General features: G+C 73.3%; 16 protein-coding genes. 14 read left to right on the top strand and 2 right to left on the bottom strand.

Features of this window, described 5'->3' with window-relative positions; genetic code table 11:
- The first annotated feature begins 166 nt into the window (after positions 1–166).
- The 3 genes from lon to Drose_RS20545 all read left to right on the top strand — a co-directional run bounded on the left by lon (position 167) and on the right by Drose_RS20545 (position 5,789).
- The gene (gene lon, locus Drose_RS20555; protein WP_260722911.1) at positions 167–2,494 is read left to right on the top strand and encodes an endopeptidase La; all 2,328 of its coding nucleotides are present in this window, start codon (positions 167–169) and stop codon (positions 2,492–2,494) included.
- Positions 2,495–2,759: 265 nt separating this feature from the next.
- Positions 2,760–3,500 (top strand): endonuclease III, encoded by a 741-nt coding sequence (nth, locus tag Drose_RS20550; protein ID WP_260722910.1) that lies wholly within the window; start codon positions 2,760–2,762, stop codon positions 3,498–3,500.
- Between the two features lie 891 nt (positions 3,501–4,391).
- On the top strand, positions 4,392–5,789 hold the full coding sequence (locus Drose_RS20545; protein ID WP_260722692.1) for an IS4 family transposase: 1,398 nt from the start codon (positions 4,392–4,394) through the stop codon (positions 5,787–5,789).
- A gap of 25 nt (positions 5,790–5,814) precedes the next feature.
- On the opposite strand, the gene Drose_RS20540 is transcribed toward Drose_RS20545, so the two are convergent.
- Positions 5,815–6,903 (bottom strand): winged helix DNA-binding domain-containing protein, encoded by a 1,089-nt coding sequence (locus Drose_RS20540; protein ID WP_260722909.1) that lies wholly within the window; start codon positions 6,901–6,903, stop codon positions 5,815–5,817.
- A 10-nt stretch (positions 6,904–6,913) separates the two neighbouring features.
- On the opposite strand from Drose_RS20540, the gene Drose_RS20535 reads away from it, so the two are divergent.
- Positions 6,914–7,492, top strand: a complete 579-nt coding sequence (locus Drose_RS20535) for a DUF72 domain-containing protein (RefSeq protein WP_260722908.1) — start codon at positions 6,914–6,916, stop codon at positions 7,490–7,492.
- Here Drose_RS20535 and Drose_RS20530 read toward each other — a convergent pair.
- Positions 7,467–8,627 (bottom strand): aminotransferase-like domain-containing protein, encoded by a 1,161-nt coding sequence (locus Drose_RS20530; RefSeq protein ID WP_260722907.1) that lies wholly within the window; start codon positions 8,625–8,627, stop codon positions 7,467–7,469. The two genes, Drose_RS20535 and Drose_RS20530, sit on opposite strands and share 26 nt — an antisense overlap.
- A 380-nt stretch (positions 8,628–9,007) precedes the next feature.
- Here Drose_RS20530 and Drose_RS20525 point away from each other — a divergent pair, with 380 nt between their 5' ends.
- The 10 genes from Drose_RS20525 (at position 9,008) to Drose_RS20475 (ending at position 19,239) form a co-directional block, all read left to right on the top strand.
- The gene (locus tag Drose_RS20525; protein WP_260722906.1) at positions 9,008–9,997 is read left to right on the top strand and encodes a malate dehydrogenase; all 990 of its coding nucleotides are present in this window, start codon (positions 9,008–9,010) and stop codon (positions 9,995–9,997) included.
- A 350-nt stretch (positions 9,998–10,347) separates the two neighbouring features.
- The gene (locus Drose_RS20520; RefSeq protein WP_260729768.1) at positions 10,348–11,202 is read left to right on the top strand and encodes an STAS domain-containing protein; all 855 of its coding nucleotides are present in this window, start codon (positions 10,348–10,350) and stop codon (positions 11,200–11,202) included.
- Positions 11,202–11,603, top strand: a complete 402-nt coding sequence (locus Drose_RS20515) for an STAS domain-containing protein (protein ID WP_260722905.1) — start codon at positions 11,202–11,204, stop codon at positions 11,601–11,603. The genes Drose_RS20520 and Drose_RS20515 overlap by 1 nt, the downstream gene beginning before the upstream one ends.
- Positions 11,590–12,012 (top strand): ATP-binding protein, encoded by a 423-nt coding sequence (locus Drose_RS20510; RefSeq protein WP_260722904.1) that lies wholly within the window; start codon positions 11,590–11,592, stop codon positions 12,010–12,012. The genes Drose_RS20515 and Drose_RS20510 overlap by 14 nt, the downstream gene beginning before the upstream one ends.
- Complete coding sequence (locus Drose_RS20505; protein WP_260729767.1) at positions 12,009–13,034, top strand: SpoIIE family protein phosphatase; 1,026 nt, start codon at positions 12,009–12,011, stop codon at positions 13,032–13,034. The genes Drose_RS20510 and Drose_RS20505 overlap by 4 nt, the downstream gene beginning before the upstream one ends.
- Positions 13,031–14,713, top strand: a complete 1,683-nt coding sequence (locus tag Drose_RS20500; protein WP_313899922.1) for an ATP-binding protein — start codon at positions 13,031–13,033, stop codon at positions 14,711–14,713. The genes Drose_RS20505 and Drose_RS20500 overlap by 4 nt, the downstream gene beginning before the upstream one ends.
- Entirely contained in the window at positions 14,710–16,299 is a 1,590-nt protein-coding gene (locus Drose_RS20490) for a fused response regulator/phosphatase (RefSeq protein ID WP_260722903.1), read from the top strand. Before Drose_RS20500 ends, Drose_RS20490 begins: the two co-directional genes overlap by 4 nt.
- A gap of 76 nt (positions 16,300–16,375) precedes the next feature.
- Positions 16,376–16,636 carry a Prokaryotic metallothionein gene (locus Drose_RS20485; RefSeq protein ID WP_260722902.1) on the top strand — a complete coding sequence of 87 codons (261 nt, stop codon included), beginning with the start codon at positions 16,376–16,378 and terminating at the stop codon, positions 16,634–16,636.
- 67 nt (positions 16,637–16,703) lie between these two features.
- A complete protein-coding gene (gene ppgK / locus Drose_RS20480; RefSeq protein ID WP_260722901.1) occupies positions 16,704–17,465 on the top strand; it encodes a polyphosphate--glucose phosphotransferase in 762 nt (253 codons plus the stop codon).
- A 34-nt stretch (positions 17,466–17,499) separates the two neighbouring features.
- A complete protein-coding gene (locus Drose_RS20475) occupies positions 17,500–19,239 on the top strand; it encodes a serine/threonine-protein kinase (RefSeq protein ID WP_260722900.1) in 1,740 nt (579 codons plus the stop codon).
- Positions 19,240–19,257: the final 18 nt, after the last annotated feature.

The following is a 19,257-nucleotide window of genomic DNA, read 5'->3' as shown; positions in this document are numbered from 1 at the left end:
CAACTGCAAGATCGATGCGCAAGGTGGGCCCGGTCGGCGGCGGTGCGGACGTCGCTGCCCTCGTATCGGTAGTGGCCTGGGTCACACGAGGGATTCCGGCGGGAACATGGGGAACGCTTTGTAACTTAAGTCAGACACGCTCAACTACAAGGCAGGTGTGTCTCGCATGGCAACGCTCCCGGTTCTTCCCCTGAACGACGACGTGCTGCTGCCGGGCATGGTCATTCCCGTCACGCTCGACGCCACCACGCAGGCGGCCGTCGACGCGGCACGCGCCGCCGGCGACAAGCGGGTCCTCGCGGTACCGCGCGTCGACGGCGAATACAACTCCTTCGGCGTCATCGCCGCCCTCGACAAGGTCGGGCGGCTGCCCAGCGGCGAGCCCGCGGCCGTCATCCGCGGCCTGTCCCGCGCCCGCATCGGCGCCGGCGTGCCCGGCCCCGGCGCGGCCCTGTGGGTCGAGGCCACCGTGCCCGAGGAGCCCGCGCCCGCCGGCAAGGCCCGTGACCTCGCCCGCGAGTACAAGGCCCTCGTCATCGGGGTCCTCCAGGAGCGCGGCGCCTGGCAGGTCATCGACACCGTCGAGCGCATCACCGACCCGTCGGAGCTCGCCGACTCCGCCGGCTACGCGCCGTGGCTGACGCTCGCGCAGAAGATCCAGTTGCTCGGCGCGCCCGACGTCACCGCCCGCCTCGAACTGCTCGTCGAGTGGGCCCGCGCCCACGCCGCCGAGCAGGAGGTCAACGAGAAGATCAACCACGAGGTGCGCGAGGGCCTGGAGAAGACCCAGCGCGAGTTCCTGCTGCGCCAGCAACTGGCCGCGATCCGCAAGGAACTCGGCGAGGACGAGCCCGACGGCTCCGCCGACTACCGCGCCCGTGTCGAGGCCGCCGACCTCCCCGCGGGTGTGCGGGAGGCCGCGCTGCGCGAGGTCGGCCGGCTCGAACGGGCCAGTGACCAGTCGCCGGAGGCCGGATGGATCCGCACGTGGCTCGACACGGTACTGGAGATGCCGTGGAACGTGCGCACCACGGACAACACCGACCTGGCCGAGGCGCGGGCCGTCCTCGACGCCGACCACGCGGGCCTCGCCGACGTGAAGGACCGCATCCTCGAGTACCTCGCGGTGCGCAACCGCCGCGCGGAGCGCCACCTCGAGGTCGTCGGTGGCCGCGGCTCCGGCGCGGTCCTCGCCCTCGCCGGCCCGCCCGGGGTGGGCAAGACCAGCCTCGGCGAGTCCGTCGCCCGCGCCCTCGGACGCGAGTTCGTCCGGGTCTCGCTCGGCGGCGTCCGCGACGAGGCCGAGATCCGCGGGCACCGGCGCACCTACGTCGGCGCGCTGCCCGGCCGGATCGTCCGCGCCTTGCGCGAAGCCGGCTCGATGAACCCGGTCGTGCTCCTCGACGAGGTCGACAAGCTGGCCGTCGGCTACGCCGGCGACCCGGCGGCGGCCCTGCTCGAGGTCCTCGACCCGGCGCAGAACCACACGTTCCGCGACCACTACCTCGAGGTCGACCTCGACCTGTCCGACGTGCTGTTCCTGGCCACCGCCAACGTGGTGGAGACCGTCCCCGGCCCGTTGCTGGACCGGATGGAACTGGTCACCCTGGACGGCTACACCGAGCAGGAGAAGGTCGCGATCGCCCGCGACCACCTGCTGCCGCGGCAGCTCGACCGCGCCGGCCTCGACGCGTCGGAGTTCTCGGTCACCGACGCCGCCCTGGCCGTGATCGCCGGCGAGCACACCCGCGAGGCGGGCGTGCGGCAGCTCGAACGGGCCCTGGCGAAGATCCTGCGGAAGGTCGCGGTCGCGCTCTCCTCGTCTGCCGAGGCCGTGCACGTGGACGTCGACGACGTGGCGCGGTACCTGGGCCGGCCCCGGTTCACGCCCGAGTCCGCCGAGCGCACCGCCGTCCCCGGCGTGGCGACCGGCCTCGCGGTGACCGGCGCCGGTGGTGACGTGCTGTTCATCGAGGCCACCTCGATGGACGGTGAGCCCGGCCTGACGCTGACCGGTCAGCTCGGCGACGTCATGAAGGAGTCGGCGCACATCGCCCTGTCGTACCTGCGCTCCAACGGCCGGCGCCTCGGCATCGACCCGAACGAGCTGGCGGGCCGCCGCATCCACCTGCACGTCCCGGCCGGCGCGGTGCCGAAGGACGGTCCCAGCGCGGGCATCACGATGGTGACCGCCCTGGCGTCGCTGGCCACCGGCCGCCCGGTGCGGCCCGAGTTCGGCATGACGGGTGAGGTCACCCTGGCCGGGCGGGTCCTGCCGATCGGCGGCGTGAAGCAGAAGCTGCTCGCCGCCCACCGTGCGGGCCTGACCGAGGTCGTCATCCCGAAGCGCAACGAGCCGGACCTGGACGACCTTCCCGAGGAGATCCGCGGCCGGCTGACGGTGCACGCGCTGACGGACGTGGCCGACGTGCTGGCCCTGGCGCTGCGCCCGGCCGACGAGCCGGCGGTGCCGGAACTGGCCTCCGTCGCCTGACCGGTGCCGGCCGGGCCCGCTCCCTCGCCCGGGGCGGGCCCGGTCCTCGTCTCGGGGCTTGCGAGCCACGGCTCCGGTTTCGCCCGGGTCCGGTCGCGCGGCCACGCGCCGACCCGGTGGGCGGCGAGCGTCGCGGCGCGGGAAGGCCCGGTGCTCGGCAGCCGCCGTGAGCACCGTCGGGAACGCCTTGGCGATCACGTCGCGCACGTCGCGCAGGTCGCCGCCGTGCCCGATTTTTGTCGTACCTCGGACGTAGGGTCGTCTCGTGCCGTCGTCCCGTCGCTCCGCCACAGCCGTCGAACCCGTCGCCCAGCCGTCCGGTCCCGATCTCGCCCTGAAGCGGCGGGCCCGGCGAATCCTGCGTCTGCTCACCGCCCGCTATCCGGACGCGCGCCTCGAGTTGGACTTCGCCTCCCCGCTGCACCTGCTCGTCGCGGCCGTCCTCGCCGCGCAGGCGCTCGACGAGCGGGTTAACGCGGTGACGCCGGTCCTGTTCGGACGCTTCCCGACGGCCGCCGACCTCGCCGCCGCCGACCCGGAGGAGATGGAGCGCATCCTCGTCCCGGTCGGCTATTACCGCAAGAAGACGGCATCGGTCATCAAGCTCGCCGAGGTCCTGGTCGAGCGCCACGGCGGCGAGGTGCCCCGGACGGTCGACGAGCTGGTCGCCCTGCCGTCGGTGGGCCGCAAGACGGCCAACATGGTCCTCGGCAACGCCTTCGGCATCGCGGCCGTCTCGGTCGACACCCACGTCGGCCGGGTCGCGCACCGGCTGGGCTGGGCCGAGGAGAAGGACGTCGCGGCGGTCGAGCAGGCCGTCCGGTCCCTGTTCGACCGCAAGGACTGGGTCCCGGTCAACCTGCTGCTGATCCTCCACGGCCGCCGCACCTGCCACTCCCGCCGCCCGGCCTGCGGCGCCTGCCCGCTGCTCGCGGAGTGCCCGTCGGCCGGTGCGCCGGTCAACGGCGAGCTCGACCCCGAGAGGGCCCGCGCCCTGCTGAAGTAGCGCTCTCCCGCCACCGGCCCGGCCGCCGGGATGTGGTCGCCGCCCGGTTCGGCGCTTCCGCCCCGGCCGCCGAAGTATGGTCGGCGCCCGGTTCGGTTTCCGGCCCGGGTGTGGCCCGGTTGGGTTGTCCTCGGCCTGAGGCGCCCGGGCCGGGCCGCACGGTTGCGCCGCTCGCGGGTCGTGGTTGCTCGGGCGTCTTTGACCGGGGCGGGCTGTGGGGCGTGCTGTTCGTAGGTTGGCTCGCCGGTGGGCTGGATCGCCTGGTCGCGGTGCCCGTTGTATCGCCCGGCCATGCTGCCCGGATGCGTTGCCCAGGTGTGCCGCCGGGCCGCGTGATCTTGGAGGATTCGGGGCTCCGAGGCAAGGCCGCGTAGCTGAGCCGTGCGGTCGGCGGGCAATCCCGGTGTTGCGTTACGGGATGGTGACGCACGGTCGTGCGAGCGGGTGTCTGCCGCTCACGGTCGCGGCTGGACCGGTGCGGCGCGTTCCGGGCCGACCGACCGCATGATCATGGGAAAGATGCGGCCGCCAGGGCGGCCACATCTTTCCCATGATCATGTAAAGCCGCAACGTCGAGCCCAGCAGCTCCTGGTCAACCCGGACAAGACCGGCAAATCGGTCGCGGGGCTCGGCGGTGCCGCCGCCGAAGCGCGCCGACCGGCGCGCGTTCCGCGCAGTCCGCCGTCACGCCGTCTGCCGCCGTGCCGCCCGACTTCATGCTATCTGCCGCCCGCCGCCAGGCCGCCCGACCCCATGATCAACCAAGACCGGGAAGTTAAGTCGTGAGGGTTGCTGTCAAGGGTGTGTGGTTGCGGTGTGGTGGGGTGATAAGGCAACGGGACTCCGGTAGAACAGGCAGTCGATCAAGATCAGCCTGTGGGGGGAGTCCCGTTGTCGGAGGAGTCTGTCATTGCCGGGGTCGGGTCGGTGCCGGTGGGGGTGTTCGCGGCGGGGCATCTGGGTGAGTTGACCCGGGCTGTGCCGGTGGAGTTGGTGGATGCGGTGTTGGCCGAGACGGGGCGGGTGCAGCGGCGGGTGCGGCGGTTGCCGTCGCGGGTGGTGGTGTATTGGCTGTTGGGGTTGGGGTTGTTCGGCTCGTTGTCGTATCGGCGGGTGTGGGGAGCGTTGGTCGGTGGGTTGGGTGTGGTGGCCGGGTTGGGGGTGTGTCCGTCGTCGTCGGGGTTGGCGCAGGCGCGGCGGCGGGTGGGGGTGCCGCCGCTGCGGCGGTTGTTCCAGACTCTGGCCGGGCCGGTGGCGGGTCGCGACACGGTCGGGGCGTGGTGGCGGGGGCTGCGTACGGTGGCGATCGACGGGTCCACGGTGAATGTGCCGGATTCGCCGGCGAATCGGGCGGTGTACGGCAAGCGGATGGCCCGTGCCGGTGAGCCGGGGTATCCGCTGGTGCGGGTGGTGGCGTTGGTGGAGACCGGGACTCGGGCGGTGTTCGGTGCGGTGTTCGGTACCGGCGTGGGTGGTGAGAGTGGTGAGACCAGTTATGCCGTGGGGTTGCTGGGTCTGCTGCGGCCGGGAATGCTGCTGCTGGCCGACCGTGGCTATGACACCAACATGTTCATGACGAAGGTCACCGCCGCTGGGGCGGGGTTGTTGCTGCGGGTCAAGTCCAGTCGCAAGCTGCCGGTGCTGGACCGTCTTGGTGACGGTTCCTACGCCAGTGTGGTGGCTGGGGTGCGGGTTCGGGTGGTCGAGGCGGTCGTCACGCTGTCCTGTGCGGATGGTTCGACCCGTACCGGTGTCTGGCGGCTGGTCACTACCCTCACCGACGAGCGCCGCTATCCGGCCGGGGCGCTGATCGAGCTCTACCACGAGCGGTGGGAGGTCGAGTCGACCTTCCTGGCGATCAAGCACACCCTGCTGGCTGGGCGGGTGCTGCGTTCGACCACTCCGGACGGCGTCGATCAGGAACTCTACGCACTGCTGACCGTCTATCAGGCGCTGCGGCAGACGATGACCTGGGCCACGGACACCACCGGGGCCGACCCGGACCGGGCCAGCTTCACCATCGCCGTGCAGACCGCCCGCGATCTGACCATCCGCGCTGTCGGGGTGATCACTATCGCGGTCGACCTGGTCGGTGCGATCGGTCGTGCTGTGCTGGCTGACCTGCTACCGGCCCGACGCGCCCGGATCAGCCCACGTGTGGTGAAACGGCCGATCTCCCGTTACGCCTACAAGAACCTGAAAACCCCGAAGATCATCCACCGGATCACCGACATCGCCATCGCTATCGGCACATCAACCAGCCCATTGACAACAGCCCCAGCGGCTTAACTTCCCGGTCTTGCATGATCAACGGTCAGGAGGTGCTCACGCGGGCGATCTCGTCGCGCAACGACGTGGCGGGGACCTCGCCGTGCTCGGGGAACAGGTTCACGGTCACCTCGCCGTCGGTACGGTCCCAGGTGCCGGCCACCCGGCCGCGATGGGCCACCACCGGGGAGATCCAGCCCGCCGTGCGGCTGATCTCGGGCCGGCGGCCGGGCGGGACCACCCGGGTGTCGGCCGTGCCCGGGCCCAGCACGAACTGGTCGAACGCGGGCAGCAGCCGGACCTCGCCGAAGCCGGCCGGGTCCGCGGCGGCCAGGGAGTCCAGGTCGGCCGTCCGGGCGAAGAGCCGTTCGCCGTCGACCTCCACCTCGGTCAGGACACCATCGGCCAGCAGAGCCTTGAACCAGCCCCTCAGCATGGCCTTCCTCGACTGGCCGCGGATCAGCCACTGGTCGAACGTGGCGGACGACGCCGGACCGAACGCACCGAGGTACGCCGGGATCACCACCCGCGCCGCATCCGCCGCGGACGGCAGTCCCGCCCAGCCGGGCAGGAACGTGTCCGGGCGCGTGAAGGTCACGGTGCCGCCGTCGGCCGGTCCGTAGACCAGGAGGCCCTGCCAGGCGAGGGGCTTGAGCACCGTGCCCCAGCCGGAACGCAGGTGCCGGTCGAGGTCCGGGTCGCCGGCGTGTTCCACGATCGCGGTGGTCAGCTCGGCGCGGCTCAGGACGGTACCGTCGAGCGCCTCCCACGCCGCGGCGCTGATCTTCTCCAGTTGTCCGGCCGTGACGAACGTCTGCTGCCAGGACGGCCTCTCCCAGGTCCGGGCGGCGGCGAGCAGCGCGAGGTGGGCCGGGGCCTCGGCGACGTCGAGCAGGTGCAGCGTGCCGCGGGCCGCCCACGTTTTTACCAGCCGCTTGGCGGCCACGGCCGCGCGCACCGACGCCGGGTCGGGCACCGGCTGGCGGGCGGCGACGGCCTGCTCGGCGGCGGAGGCGACCTGCGCCTGCACGCCGGCCAGCGCCCGCACGACCGCGAGCGGGTCGGGCGTGGGCCGGTGGAGGAGTTGTCGCCGGCAGCGCCAGCTCAGGACGTGCGGCCAGGCGAGAGAGAGCACAATGCAGGGTATGGCCATCCACGTCGGCACGGCATCGTGGACCGACCCCACGCTGCTGGAATCCGGGTGGTATCCGGCGGACGCCGGCACCGCCGAGCAGCGGCTGGCGTATTACGCGTCGCAGTTCGGGCTGGTCGAGGTCGACGCCACCTACTACCACCCGCCGAACGAGCAGACCGCCCGGCTCTGCGGTGCGGTCCGCTGCCCGGTCGCGGTCGAGCTGCGGCACAAGTCGTGGTTCGAGGGCGACAACGCCGCCGAGACGCTCGACTTCCTGCGCGCGCACGAGCTGCCGTTCGTCGGCGTCGACATGCCGCAGGGGCACAAGTCGTCGGTCCCGCCGGTGCTGGAGGCCACCGCCGACCTGGCGATGATGCGTTTCCACGGCCGCAGCGACCGCTGGACGAGCAAGGACATCCACGAGAAGTTCGGCTACGAGTACAGCGTCAACGAACTGCGCGAGTGGGTGCCGAAGCTGCGGGAGGTTGCCGCCACGGCGTCGAACACCCACGTGCTCATGAACAACTGCTATTCCGACTACGCCCAGCGCAACGCGGCCGAACTCATCGAGCTGCTGGACGGGGACTGAACCCGCGCAGGGCGGTGGCGAGCCGCCTGGCGGCCTCGGCCAGCTCGCCGGGGCCGAGCATCGAGTACGACAGCCGCACGTGGTCGTCCGGCCCGCCGCCCGCGTGGAACCGCCGCCCGCACATGAACGACACCCCGGCCGCCTCCGCCCGGGGCAGCAGCGCCGACGCCGTGAGACCGTCCGGCAGCGGGAGCCAGACGAACCAGCCGCCGTCCGGCAGTGGCGGGTCCAGGCCCTCGGCGCGCAGCGCTGCCACGAGGGCGTCGCGTTGGGAGTTGTACCGCCCGCGGCCGCGGGCCACGTGCCGCGCGTACCCGCCGGACGCCCCGAACGTCGCCATCGTCAGCGCCACCGTGTGGTTGACCCCGCCGCCGCTGTCGACGTACCCGCGGTCGGTGAGCGCGCCGATGAGCTCCGGCGGGCCGGTCAGCCAGCCCAGACGCAGGCCCGGCGCGACAGTCTTGGCGAACGACCCGATCCGCACCACCCGCCCGCCGTGGTCGGCGCTCCACAGCGAGGCGGGCGCCGGCCCGGCGTACGACAGCTCCCGGTACGTGTCGTCCTCGATCACCAGCAGGTCGTACGCCGCCGCCACCGCCAGCAGCTCCCGGCGCCGGTCGGCGGGCAGCGACGCGCCGGTCGGGTTGCCGAACGTCGGCACGACGTAGCCCAGCCGGACGGTCCGCCCGGCCCCGCGCAGCCGCGCCGCCGCCTCGGCGACGGCGGCCGGGTCGGCGAACGGCACCCCGACGAGGTCCGCCCGCCGGTCGGTGAGCACCCGCAGCGCGAGATGGTATGTGGGCGTGTCGACGAGCACGGTGTCGCCGGGGGAGACCAGCAGCGACGACACGAGCTCGAGGGCGTGGGACGCGCCGGCGGTCACGAACACCTCCGCCGGCCGCGGGCCGCGCCCGTCGGTGCCGGCCAGGTGCGCGCACAGCCAGTCGACGAGCTCGCCGGGGCCGGCCGCGTACCCGTACGTGAGCCCGCGCCACCCGTGCTCCCGCAGTGCCGCCCCGGTCGCCTCGCCCCACTCGTCGACCGGCAGCGCCGCCGGGTGCGGATGGCCCCAGCCCAGGTCGAGGATCCCGGCGCGGGCGACGTACTGGATCGTGGGTCCGGCCGCCGCAGCCATGCGTCCTCCGCTTCGTTCCGCCTCGTTCCGCCTCGTTCCGGACCGGTCAGGCCGCCAGGCCTCATGCCGGGACGATATCGGGTTGCGCGGCGTCGCGCGCCGGGCGCACGGTCGACTCCGGGCGACTCCAGGCGACTCCGGTCGCCCAGCACGTCGGCGTCGCGGCGGTCGTGGTGTACTTGCGGAAGGTGATCTGGATCGTCCCGGGGTTCACCGTCGGCCGGTACCGTCGCCGCCTGGAAGCACCGCACGAGCGCATCGTGGACTCCGGGCCTTTCGTGGCACACACCACGCGGTACCTCATCGAATGCTCCCATGATCGAGGGCCGCGATAGTTTGATGCGGAAGAGCCCACCCGCCACTGCTGCTGGAGAAGTCTCATGAGCGACACGCCCGTCAACGTCACCGTGACCGGCGCGGCCGGCCAGATCGGTTACGCCCTGCTGTTCCGTATCGCGTCCGGGCAGTTGCTCGGCGCCGGCACCAAGGTCAAGCTGCGGCTGCTGGAGATCCCGCAGGCCGTGCGGGCCGCGGAGGGCACCGCGCTGGAGCTGCAGGACTGCGCGTTCCCGCTGCTGGCCGGCGTGGACGTGTTCGACGACCCGAAGACGGCCTTCTCCGGCGCCAACGTCGCGCTGCTCGTCGGGGCCCGCCCCCGCACCAAGGGCATGGAGCGCGGCGACCTGCTCGAGGCCAACGGCGGCATCTTCAAGCCGCAGGGCGAGGCGATCAACTCCGGCGCCGCCGACGACATCCGGGTCCTGGTCGTCGGCAACCCGGCGAACACCAACGCGCTCATCGCCCAGCGCAACGCCCCCGACGTGCCGGCCGAGCGGTTCACCGCGATGACCCGCCTCGACCACAACCGGGCCGTCGCCCAGTTGTCCGCCAGGCTCGGCGTGCCGGTTTCGGAGATCAGCAAGGTGACGATCTGGGGCAACCACTCCGCCACCCAGTATCCTGACCTGATCCACGCCGAGGTCGCCGGCAAGAACGCCGCCGAGACCGTGGGCGACCAGCAGTGGATCGCCGACGAGTTCATCCCGCGGGTCGCCAAGCGCGGCGCGGAGATCATCGAGGTCCGCGGCGCCTCCTCGGCCGCGTCGGCCGCCTCCGCCGCCATCGACCACGTCCACGACTGGGTCAACGGCACCCCGGAGGGCGACTGGACCTCGGCGGCGATCGTCTCCGACGGCTCCTACGGCGTGCCGGCCGGCCTGATCTCCTCGTTCCCGGTGGTGTCCCGCAACGGCCGCTGGGAGATCGTCCAGGGTCTGGAGATCGACGACTTCTCCCGCTCCCGCATCGACGCGTCGGTGGCGGAGCTGGCGGAGGAGCGCGTGGCGGTCGAGCGCCTCGGCCTGATCTGACGGTCCCCTGTTCGCGAGCAGCGCCCCGGGAGCGACCCGCTCCCGGGGCGCTGCCCTGTTCGGCCTCCGCGCCGCTCCACGGCGTCGCGGACCGGGCCGCCCGGTTTCATGATCATGGGAAAGATGCGGCCGCCCCGATAGCCAGATCGTTCCCATGATCATGGAGTCGCTCGCCGCGCTGGAGGCACCGGACCTGCTGGTCGGGGACATCCGCGCCTTCTCCGGCGGCCTGATGTGAGATTTCTCGTTTGACATTTGCACCACGTCAAACAAGCCCGCGTTCGCCGTGGCTGTCGCGGGGCGGTACCGTCTGGTCCGACGTGAACGAGGGTCAGACGGGAGTGACACGGGTGAAGGTGAACGCCGAGGCGAAACAGCGACTCAGTGTGCTTCTGCGGTCGCACGAGGACGACGTCGTCAAGCGGTGGGCCGAGATCGCGTCGCGCACCCTGCGCGGCCGGCTCACCGACGCCGAGCTGCACCGACAGGTGCAGGAGGTCCACGGGGCGCTGCTCGCCATGCTCGAGGGCGAGGCCGACGGCGACCTGGCGGGCGCCGGCGGCGCCGAGTCGCGGGCCGCGCTCGGCGACCTGTCGCGTGACTGGGCCAGGCAGGGCTTCACCCCGATCGAGACGGCCAACCTGGTCTTCACGGTCAAGGAGGTCGTGCTCGGCCTCGCCGACGGCGAGTCGGCCGACCAGGGGCCGGCCGACTTCCTGGCGCTGTCGCTGCTGGTCGACGAGATGGGGCTGTTCACCTTCGACACCTACACGAAGGCCCGCGAGTCGATCATCGCCGACCAGACCGAGCAACTGCTGGAGCTGTCCACGCCCGTCGTGAAGCTGTGGGACGGTGTCGTCGCCGTGCCGCTGGTCGGCACCCTCGACTCGGCCCGCGCGCAGGTCGTCATGGAGAAGCTGCTGCAGACGCTCGTCGACACCGGCTCGGGCTTCGCCATCGTCGACATCACCGGCGTGCCGGCCGTCGACACGCAGGTCGCCCAGCACATCCTCAAGACCGTCGTCGCGGCCCGGCTCATGGGCGCGGAGTGCATCATCTCCGGCATCCGCCCGCAGATCGCCCAGACCGTCGTCGCGCTGGGCATCGAGTTCGGCGACATCGTCACCAAGGCGAGCCTCGCCGACGCGCTCCGGCACGCGCTGCGGGCCAGCGGGGTCGAGCTCGTGAAACGCAAGGCGGCCTGATGGACCGGGTGCCCGTCCTGAAGATCGGCGACATCCTGCTGGTGTCGATCCAGATCGACCTCGACGACCAGACGGCCCTGCAACTCCAGGAGGACCTCTCCGACCGGATCGTGGAGACCGGCGCCCGCGGAGTCGTCATCGACATCTCAGCCCTGGAGATCGTCGACTCGTTCATCGGCCGGATGCTGTCGACGATCGCCGCGGTGTCGCGGGTCCTCGACGCCGAGACCGTCGTCGTCGGCATGCGTCCGGCCGTCGCCATCACGCTGGTCGAGCTGGGCCTGTCGCTCAACGGGGTGCGCACGGCGCTCGACGTCGACAAGGCCCTGGAGATCCTCGCCGAGACCAAGCAGGTTCACGGCGTCGGCGTGCTCGCGGTTGCCGACGATGACACGGCCTGAGTCGCCGGCCGAGGCACCCACCCGGCTGGACATCGCCGACGACAAGGACGTCGTGCGGGTGCGTCAGGCCGTCCGGGTCGCCGCCGTCGCGGCCGAGCTGCCGCTGGTCGACCAGACCAAGCTCGTCACCGCGGCCAGCGAGCTGGCCCGCAACACGCTCATCCACGGCGGTGGCGGACACGCCACCGTCGGCCAGGTGCACAACGGCCGGCGGGCCGGGGTGCGGGCCGAGTTCGCCGACACCGGCCCGGGCATCGTCGACCTCGACCTCGCGTTCACCGACGGCTACACCACGGGCAGTGGGCTGGGACTCGGCCTGAGCGGGTCCCGCCGGCTGGTCGACGAGTTCGAGATCGAGACGGCTCCCGGCGGCGGTACGCGCATCGCGGTGACCAAGTGGGCCCGATGATCGCCGTGGCGCCGCCGGCCGTCGAGGAGCTCGGCTGGGTGGCGGTCGACGACAGCGGCGCGGCCGGGATCGCCCGGCGGCTGGCGGGCGACGGCGCGCGGCGGCTCGGCTTCACCGAGCAGCGCGCGGGCGAGGTGGCGATCGTCGCCGCCGAGCTCGCCAGCAACCTGCACCGCCACGCCGACGCCGGTGCGCTGTCGGTGCGGATCCTGCGCCGCGGCAACATCGGCGGAATCGAGCTGGTCGCCGTCGACACCGGGCCCGGCATGGCCGACCTGCCGTTCAGCGCCGCCGACGGGCACTCCACCGCCGGTACGCTCGGCATCGGCCTCGGCGCCGTCCGGCGCCTCTCCGACAGCTCCGGCGGCTTCTCCGTGCCGGGCCGGGGCACGGTCCTCGCCGCCCGGCTCTGGCCGGCCGGCGCCGTCGTGGCCGGCGAGCCGCCGGTCGCGGGCCTCAGCCGGCCGATCACCGGCGAGAAGGTGTGCGGCGACCGGTACGCCGCCCGGCTCCACGGCGGGGCACTGCTCGTGCTCGTCGCCGACGGCCTCGGCCACGGTGCCCTCGCCGGCACCGCCGCGGCGGCCGTCGTCGACGCGTTCCACGCGACCGCGCTCGACGCGCCCGGCGCGATCCTGGAGCACCTCCACCGGATCGTCTCCCACACCCGGGGCGCCGCCGCGTCGGTCGCCCGCCTCGAAGGCGGCACGGTCCGGTTCGCCGGGCTCGGCAACGTCGCCGGCAGCATCGCGGTGCCCGGCGGCGAGCGGCGCGGGATGGTCGCCATGCCGGGCATCGTCGGGCACCAGTCGCGCGGCGTGCGCGAGTTCGCCTACGAGCTGCCGCCCGAGGCGGTCGTGGTGCTGCACAGCGACGGCGTGTCGGACCGCTGGCGCCTGTCCGACTATCCGGGACTGTCCCGCCAGGACCCGCTGCTGGTTGCCGCGACGCTGCTGCGTGACGCCGGCGTGCGCCGCGACGACGCCTGCGTGGCGGTGGCCCGTGCGTCGGTGCCCGGATGAGCGTCGAACCGCTGCTGAGCCTGACGCTGCGCGACGAGCACGCCGTGTTCGTGCTGCGCCAGCGCGGCCGCGAGGTCGCCGCCGCGCTCGGCATGGAGCACCAGGACCAGGTCCGGGTGGCCACCGCGCTCAGCGAGATCGGCCGCCAGGTGCTCGGCGCCATCGTGACCTTCTCCACGACGGACACGCCGCGGCCCCAGTTGACGATTGTTGTGTCCGGGGTGGGATGGGGTAGTGGGACACCTGACGGTGTGGCGGCGGCCGCGCGACTGATGGACGAGGTACGGGTGGAGGACGAGCGGATCACCCTGACGCGGCGGCTGCCGGGCCGGAACACCCCGGAGGAGCTGGCCGCGGCGCGGCAGGAGCTGGCGTCGAGCGCGCCCACCACGGCGCTCGACGAGCTCAGCGTGCAGAACCAGCAGCTCGTCGCCGCGCTGGAGGACGTCCAGGCGCACCGGGACGAACTCCTCCAGCTCAACGCCGAGCTGGAGGAGACCAACAAGGGCGTCATGGCGCTGTACGGGCAGTTGTCGGAGGAACTGGAGCAGACCAACCAGGGCGTCGTGGCGCTGTACGCGGAGCTGGACGAGCGCTCGGCCCAGTTGCGGGAGGCCAACGAGGCGAAGAGCCGGTTCCTGGCCAACGTCTCCCATGAGCTGCGCGCCCCGGTGACGGCGATCATCGGGTTGACCCGGCTGCTGCTCGACCCGCGCTCCGACCCGCTCACCGGCGAGCAGACCCATCAGCTCCAGCTCGTCCAGAGTTCCGCCGCCGACCTGCTCGACCGGGTCAACGACCTGCTCGACCTGGCCAAGGCCGAGTCGAACCGGATCGAGGTGAGCTGGGAGCGGGTCGACCTCGCCGCGGTCTTCGGGCAGTTGCGCGGCACCCTGCGGCCCCTCGCGAAACCCGGCGTCGAGCTCGTCGTCGCGGAGCCGCCCGCCGCCGACCTGGTCACCGACGAGCTGCTGCTCACGCAGATCCTGCGCAACCTGCTCACCAACGCGCTGAAGTTCACCGACACCGGCACCGTGACCATGGGTGGCTGGGTCGCCGAGGACCGGCTCAACATCGCCGTGGCCGACACCGGCATCGGCATCCCGCTCGCCGAGCAGCCGCGGGTGTTCGAGGAGTTCCACCAGGTCCGCGGCGCCCACCAGACCGGCGGCACCGGGCTCGGCCTGCCCTACGCCCGGCGGCTCGCCGGGCTCCTCGGCGGTGTGCTCGCCATGGTCAGCGAGCCCGGCGAGGGCAGCACGTTCACGCTGTCCCTGCCGCTGCGCCCGCCGCCGCAGCCGGACGAGGCCGACCTGCCGCGGACCGGCCGGGCGCTGCTCGTCGACGACGACCCGGCGGCCCGGCACCGGCTCCGCCAGATTCTCACCGGGATGGCGGACGAGGTCGCCGAGGCGGCCGACGTGCGGTCGGCGCTGGCGATCGCGGCCCGTGACCGGCCCGACGTCATCTTCCTCAACCTGCGGATGCCCGGCGGGGACGGCACCGAGTTCCTCGCCGCCGCGGCCGGCGACCCGGACCTGTCCGCCATCCCGGTCGTCGTGGTCACCGCCGCCGATCCCGCGGACTTCACCGGCCTCGACCGCGCGGCCGCGGTCCTGGCGAAGGAGCAGCTCTCGCGGCACGCCGTCGCGGAGGTCCTCGCGCGGATCGCCCGGTGAGCCCGGACGGTGCCGCGACCGCCGGGGGCGCCGCCGACATCCTCGTCGTCGACGACAGCCCCTCGAAGCGGTACGTCATCACGAGCTGGCTGCGCCGCGACGGGCACCGGGTCACCGAGGCCGCCACCGGCGCCGAGGCGCTCGAGCTGCTCGCCCGGCACCCGGTCGAGCTGGTGGTGCTCGACGTCCGGCTGCCCGACATCGACGGGTTCGAGGTCGCCGAGCGCATCAAGGAGGACCCGCGGACCTCGGCCGTGCCCGTCATCCACGTCTCGGCCACCGCCATCCACGTCGTCGACCGCACGCAGGGCCTCAGCCGCGGCGCCGACGCGTACCTGGCGGAGCCGATCGACCCCGACGAACTGCTCGCCACGGTCCAGGCGATGCTGCGGTACTACCGGGCCCGCCGCCGCGCGGAACGCCTCGCCGGCCGGCTCACCCGGCTGGTCGAGACGACCGCCGCGATCAACGCCGCGACCACGCTCTCCGGGCTGCTCCACGTCGGCGCGAGCGGCGCCGCCAGCGTCTTCGAGGGCCCGGCCGCCGTCGCGGCGGCGTCCGACGAGACCGGTGCCCTCGCCGTGCAGGTCGACGGGGTGGGCGGTCTCCCGGCCATCCGGCCCGCGTACCCGGCGCAGTTCGCCGAGGACCCGCTGCGGGGGCTGGTCGGCACCGCTCTGTTCCACCAGGACGGCGGCCCCTGGTGGGACGCGCCGGTGTGGCGGGTGGTCGCCCGCGCCAAGACCGGCCGGGAACCGCTGCACATCGCGGTGCCGGCCGCCGGGTTCGACGAGGACGACTCCGACCTGCTGCGCCAGCTCGGCCAGGCGATGGCCCTCGCGGTCGAGGCGCTGCGCAGCTACGACGAGGAGCGCCGCACGGCGCTGGCCCTGCAGCAGAACATGCTGCCGGCCAGCCTCCCGGCGTTCGACGGCTACGAGATCGCGGTGCGCTACCAGCCGGCGAGCGAGCACGCCTCGGTCGGCGGCGACTTCTACGAGGTGGTGGCCGTCGACGGGCACCTCGTGGCCGCCATCGGCGACGTCGCCGGGCACTCCCTGCGGGCCGCGACGATCATGGCCGAGGTCCGGCACGCGCTGCGGGCCTACCTCGTCGAGGGCCACGCGCCGGGCAACACGATGGAACGGCTCAACCGCATGATGCTGCGGTTCCTGCCGGAGGAGATCGCCACGATGTGCCTCCTGCGCATCGACCCGGCCACCGGCGAGACCCACCTCGCCAACGCCGGGCACCCGCCGCCCGTGCGGGTCCTCGGCGGCCGGGTGGCGATCGTGGAGGACCGGGTCGCGCTGCTCGGGGTAGCGCTGCCGCACGAGGACGAGGTCGCGTTCACGCTCGCGCCCGGCGAGGCGCTCGTCCTGGTCACCGACGGGCTCATCGAGTCGCGCGGGCACACGATCAACGAGGGCCTCGAGCGGCTCTGCGCGGCCGCCGCCGGAGTCGGCGCCGGCGACCTCGAGCAGTTCTGCGACGGCCTGCTCGCCACGCTGAGCGCCGACGCGCGCGACGACGACGTGGCGCTGCTGGTGATCCGCCGCAAGCCGGCGGGTGACGAGTCCGGATGAGTTCCGGCCGAATCGGTTGCGGGCCCCGGCCCGGGTGCCGGACGCTGCGGGAAACCGACGGACGGGGGACAGCGGGATGGCGGTCTGCGACACCTGCGGCAATGACTATCACATGACGTTCGAGGTGCGCACGGTCGGTGGCGGTGTGCACGTCTTCGACTCGTTCGAGTGCGCGATCCACCGGCTCGCGCCGGTGTGCGAGCACTGTGGCATCAGGATCGTCGGGCACGGGGCGGAGGTGTCCGGCCGCTTCTACTGCAGCGCGCACTGCGCCCGCTCGGAGGACACCACGGCCGGGTTCGAGATCCGCGACTCGGTGGGGGCCTACCCCGGGTGATCGAGGGCCGGCCGCGCCATGATTGGGTTCTGGGCAAGCGAGAGTTCATCGGCGCGGAGGAGCAGCGGTGGTCGTCCTGGGCATCGACATCGGCGGTTCCGGCATCAAGGGGGCGCCGGTCGACCTGTCGACCGGCCGGTTCACCAGTGACCGGGTGAGGATCGAGACGCCGCAGCCGGCCGACGTGCCCAGCGTGGTGAAGACGGTCGCGGCGGTCGCCGGCCAGTTCGAACCGGCGTCCGCTGTCGGCATCACCTTCCCGGCCGTCGTCCAGCACGGCGTCACGAAGACCGCCGCGAACGTCGACGGCTCGTGGGTCGACGCGCCCGCCGAGCGGCTGTTCGCCGAGGCCCTCGGCCGGCCGGTGACGGTGCTCAACGACGCCGACGCGGCCGGGGTCGCCGAGGTGGAGTACGGCGCCGGCAAGGGGGTCGGCGGCCTCGTCGTCATGGTCACCTTCGGCACCGGCATCGGCAGCGCGCTGTTCATCGACGGCAGGCTCGTGCCCAACACGGAGTTCGGCCACCTGCAGATGAGCGGCCTGCACCTGCACGGCGGCGACGCGGAGGACTACGCCTCGGACCGGGTCCGGGAGGCCGAGGACCTGCCGTGGCAGGAGTTCGGCGAGCGCGTGCGGACGTACCTGCGGCACCTGCACGCCCTGCTGTGGCCCGACCTGATCATCGTCGGCGGCGGGGTCAGCAAGAAGGCCGACAGGTGGCTGCACCACGTCGACGTGCCCACCCGCGTGGTGCCGGCGACGCTGCAGAACAACGCCGGCATCGTCGGCGCGGCCCTCCTCGCCCAGCGCAGCGTCGCCGCCGCGTGACCCGTGCGTGCGCGTGTAGGGCACGATGGCAGGCATGGGGGACCCGCCCGCACCGCTGCGCGACACCGACCCGGCGACCGTCGGGCAGTACCGGCTGCGGGGCGTGCTCGGCGTCGGCGGGATGGGCATCGTCTACCTCGCCGCCGCACCCGGCGGCCGCGACGTCGCGCTGAAGGTGATCAATCCGGCGCTGCACGGCGACCCGCTGTTCCGGCACCGCTTCGCCGCCGAGGCCGCCGCCGCGTCGCGGGTCGCCGGGTTCTGCACCGCCCGGGTGCTCGACGTGGCTCTCGACGGCCCCGTGCCGTACCTCGTGACGGAATACGTGCCCGGGCCGTCCCTGCACGACTACGCGACCGCACACGGCCCGCTCGAGGGCCACGTGACGGCGGTGGCCGTCGGCGTGGCGGCGGCCCTGACCGCGATCCACGCCGTCGGCCTGGTCCACGCCGACCTCAGCCCGCGCAACGTGCTGCTGTCGCCGTTCGGCCCGAAGGTCATCGACTTCGGCGTGGCGCGCCTGCTGGGCCACACCGGCCCGGCCGACCGGCAGCAGTTCGGCACGCCGGGCTGGCTCGCACCGGAGCAGCGGCGGGGCGGCCCGCCGAGCCACGCCAGCGACGTGTACGCGTGGGGCCTGCTGGTGGCGTGGGCCGGCACCGGACGGCTGCCGTTCGCCGGTCCGGCGGGGGAGTCCGGCCGGGCCGACCTTGCCGACCTTGCCGACCTCGACGGCCTGGACCCCGCCCTGGCGGAGGTGGTGGGCCGGGCGCTGCGCGCGGACCCGGCGGCCCGCCCGCGCGCGGAGCAGGTCCTGCTCGCGCTGGTCGGCCAGCGCGACCCGGCCGAGGTGCGGGTCCCGCCCGCGGCCGGCACGGCGGCCACCGCCCGTGCGGCGCATCCGGCCGCGGGCTCGGGAGACGCGACGGCCGGGGCCACCGCCCGGCATCCGGCCGGCTCCGGGCGGCACGGCGCGCGGTTCGCGCCCGGCGCCGCCCCGGTGAGCCCGCGCCCGGTCGCCCCGACGGCGGTGGATTCGACCGTGGCCGACGCGCTGATGGCGGGACCGATCGTGGCCGGTCCGGGTGTGGGTCACGGCGGCCGTCCGGCACGTGGCGCAGGGGAGCCGGACGGCACCTGGAGCGGGCCCGCCGCACCGGCCGGCGCGCGGTTGCGCTCGCGGCCCCTGCCGCCGGTCCCGCCGCCGCCGCGGCCCAGGCCGCGCCGGGTGGGCCGCGCGGTCTTCACCGGTGTCGCCCTCGCCACGGTCCTGGCCTGCCTGTTCGGGGTGCTGAAACTCGCCGAGTCGGCCGGCGACGACAACGGCGGCAAGGGCGGCCCGGGGGCCGTGCCCGACGCGGCCCGTACGACCGCCAAGCCGCCGAAGCCGAGCCCGGTCGCCGCGGACGGGAAACTGCGGTTCACCGTCGCGGGGCTCTCGTGCGGTACCACCGAACTCGGCCCATGGCCGGTCACCAAGCAGGCGCAGGGCCAGTTCTGCCTGGTCGAGCTGAAGGTCGAGAACATCGGCGACGGCAACGCGCGGGTCTGGCTGGGCAGCCAGCACCTGCGTGACGCGGACGCGCGGGAGTACTCGCCCGACGAGCTCTCCTGGATCTACTACGAGAAGACCCGGCCGCTGCTCAGCGACATCAATCCGGGCAACTCGATCACCGGCACGCTCGTCTTCGACGTGCCGGCCGGGGTCACGCTCGCGGAGCTGCGGGTCAAGGAGCATCCGCTCAGCGGCGGCAAGACCATCCGGCTGCGCTGATTCCCCGGAGGGTTCCGC

Source organism: Dactylosporangium roseum, from assembly GCF_025264685.1.
Taxonomy (GTDB): Bacteria; Actinomycetota; Actinomycetes; order Mycobacteriales; family Micromonosporaceae; genus Dactylosporangium; species Dactylosporangium roseum.
Note: the sequence above shows the minus strand (reverse complement) of the source record. Positions and strands in the feature narration are given on the sequence as shown.

What these genes read in the sequence shown, in the direction of transcription:
- lon (WP_260722911.1), top strand. Translation starts at nt 167, where the DNA reads ATGGCAACGCTCCCGGTTCTTCCCCTGAACGACGACGTGCTGCTGCCG.
- Drose_RS20535 (WP_260722908.1), top strand. Translation starts at nt 6,914, where the DNA reads ATGGCCATCCACGTCGGCACGGCATCGTGGACCGACCCCACGCTGCTG.
- Drose_RS20530 (WP_260722907.1), bottom strand. Translation starts at nt 8,627, where the DNA reads ATGGCTGCGGCGGCCGGACCCACGATCCAGTACGTCGCCCGCGCCGGG.
- Drose_RS20525 (WP_260722906.1), top strand. Translation starts at nt 9,008, where the DNA reads ATGAGCGACACGCCCGTCAACGTCACCGTGACCGGCGCGGCCGGCCAG.
- Drose_RS20515 (WP_260722905.1), top strand. Translation starts at nt 11,202, where the DNA reads ATGGACCGGGTGCCCGTCCTGAAGATCGGCGACATCCTGCTGGTGTCG.
- Drose_RS20510 (WP_260722904.1), top strand. Translation starts at nt 11,590, where the DNA reads ATGACACGGCCTGAGTCGCCGGCCGAGGCACCCACCCGGCTGGACATC.
- Drose_RS20505 (WP_260729767.1), top strand. Translation starts at nt 12,009, where the DNA reads ATGATCGCCGTGGCGCCGCCGGCCGTCGAGGAGCTCGGCTGGGTGGCG.
- Drose_RS20500 (WP_313899922.1), top strand. Translation starts at nt 13,031, where the DNA reads ATGAGCGTCGAACCGCTGCTGAGCCTGACGCTGCGCGACGAGCACGCC.
- Drose_RS20485 (WP_260722902.1), top strand. Translation starts at nt 16,376, where the DNA reads ATGGCGGTCTGCGACACCTGCGGCAATGACTATCACATGACGTTCGAG.
- Drose_RS20475 (WP_260722900.1), top strand. Translation starts at nt 17,500, where the DNA reads ATGGGGGACCCGCCCGCACCGCTGCGCGACACCGACCCGGCGACCGTC.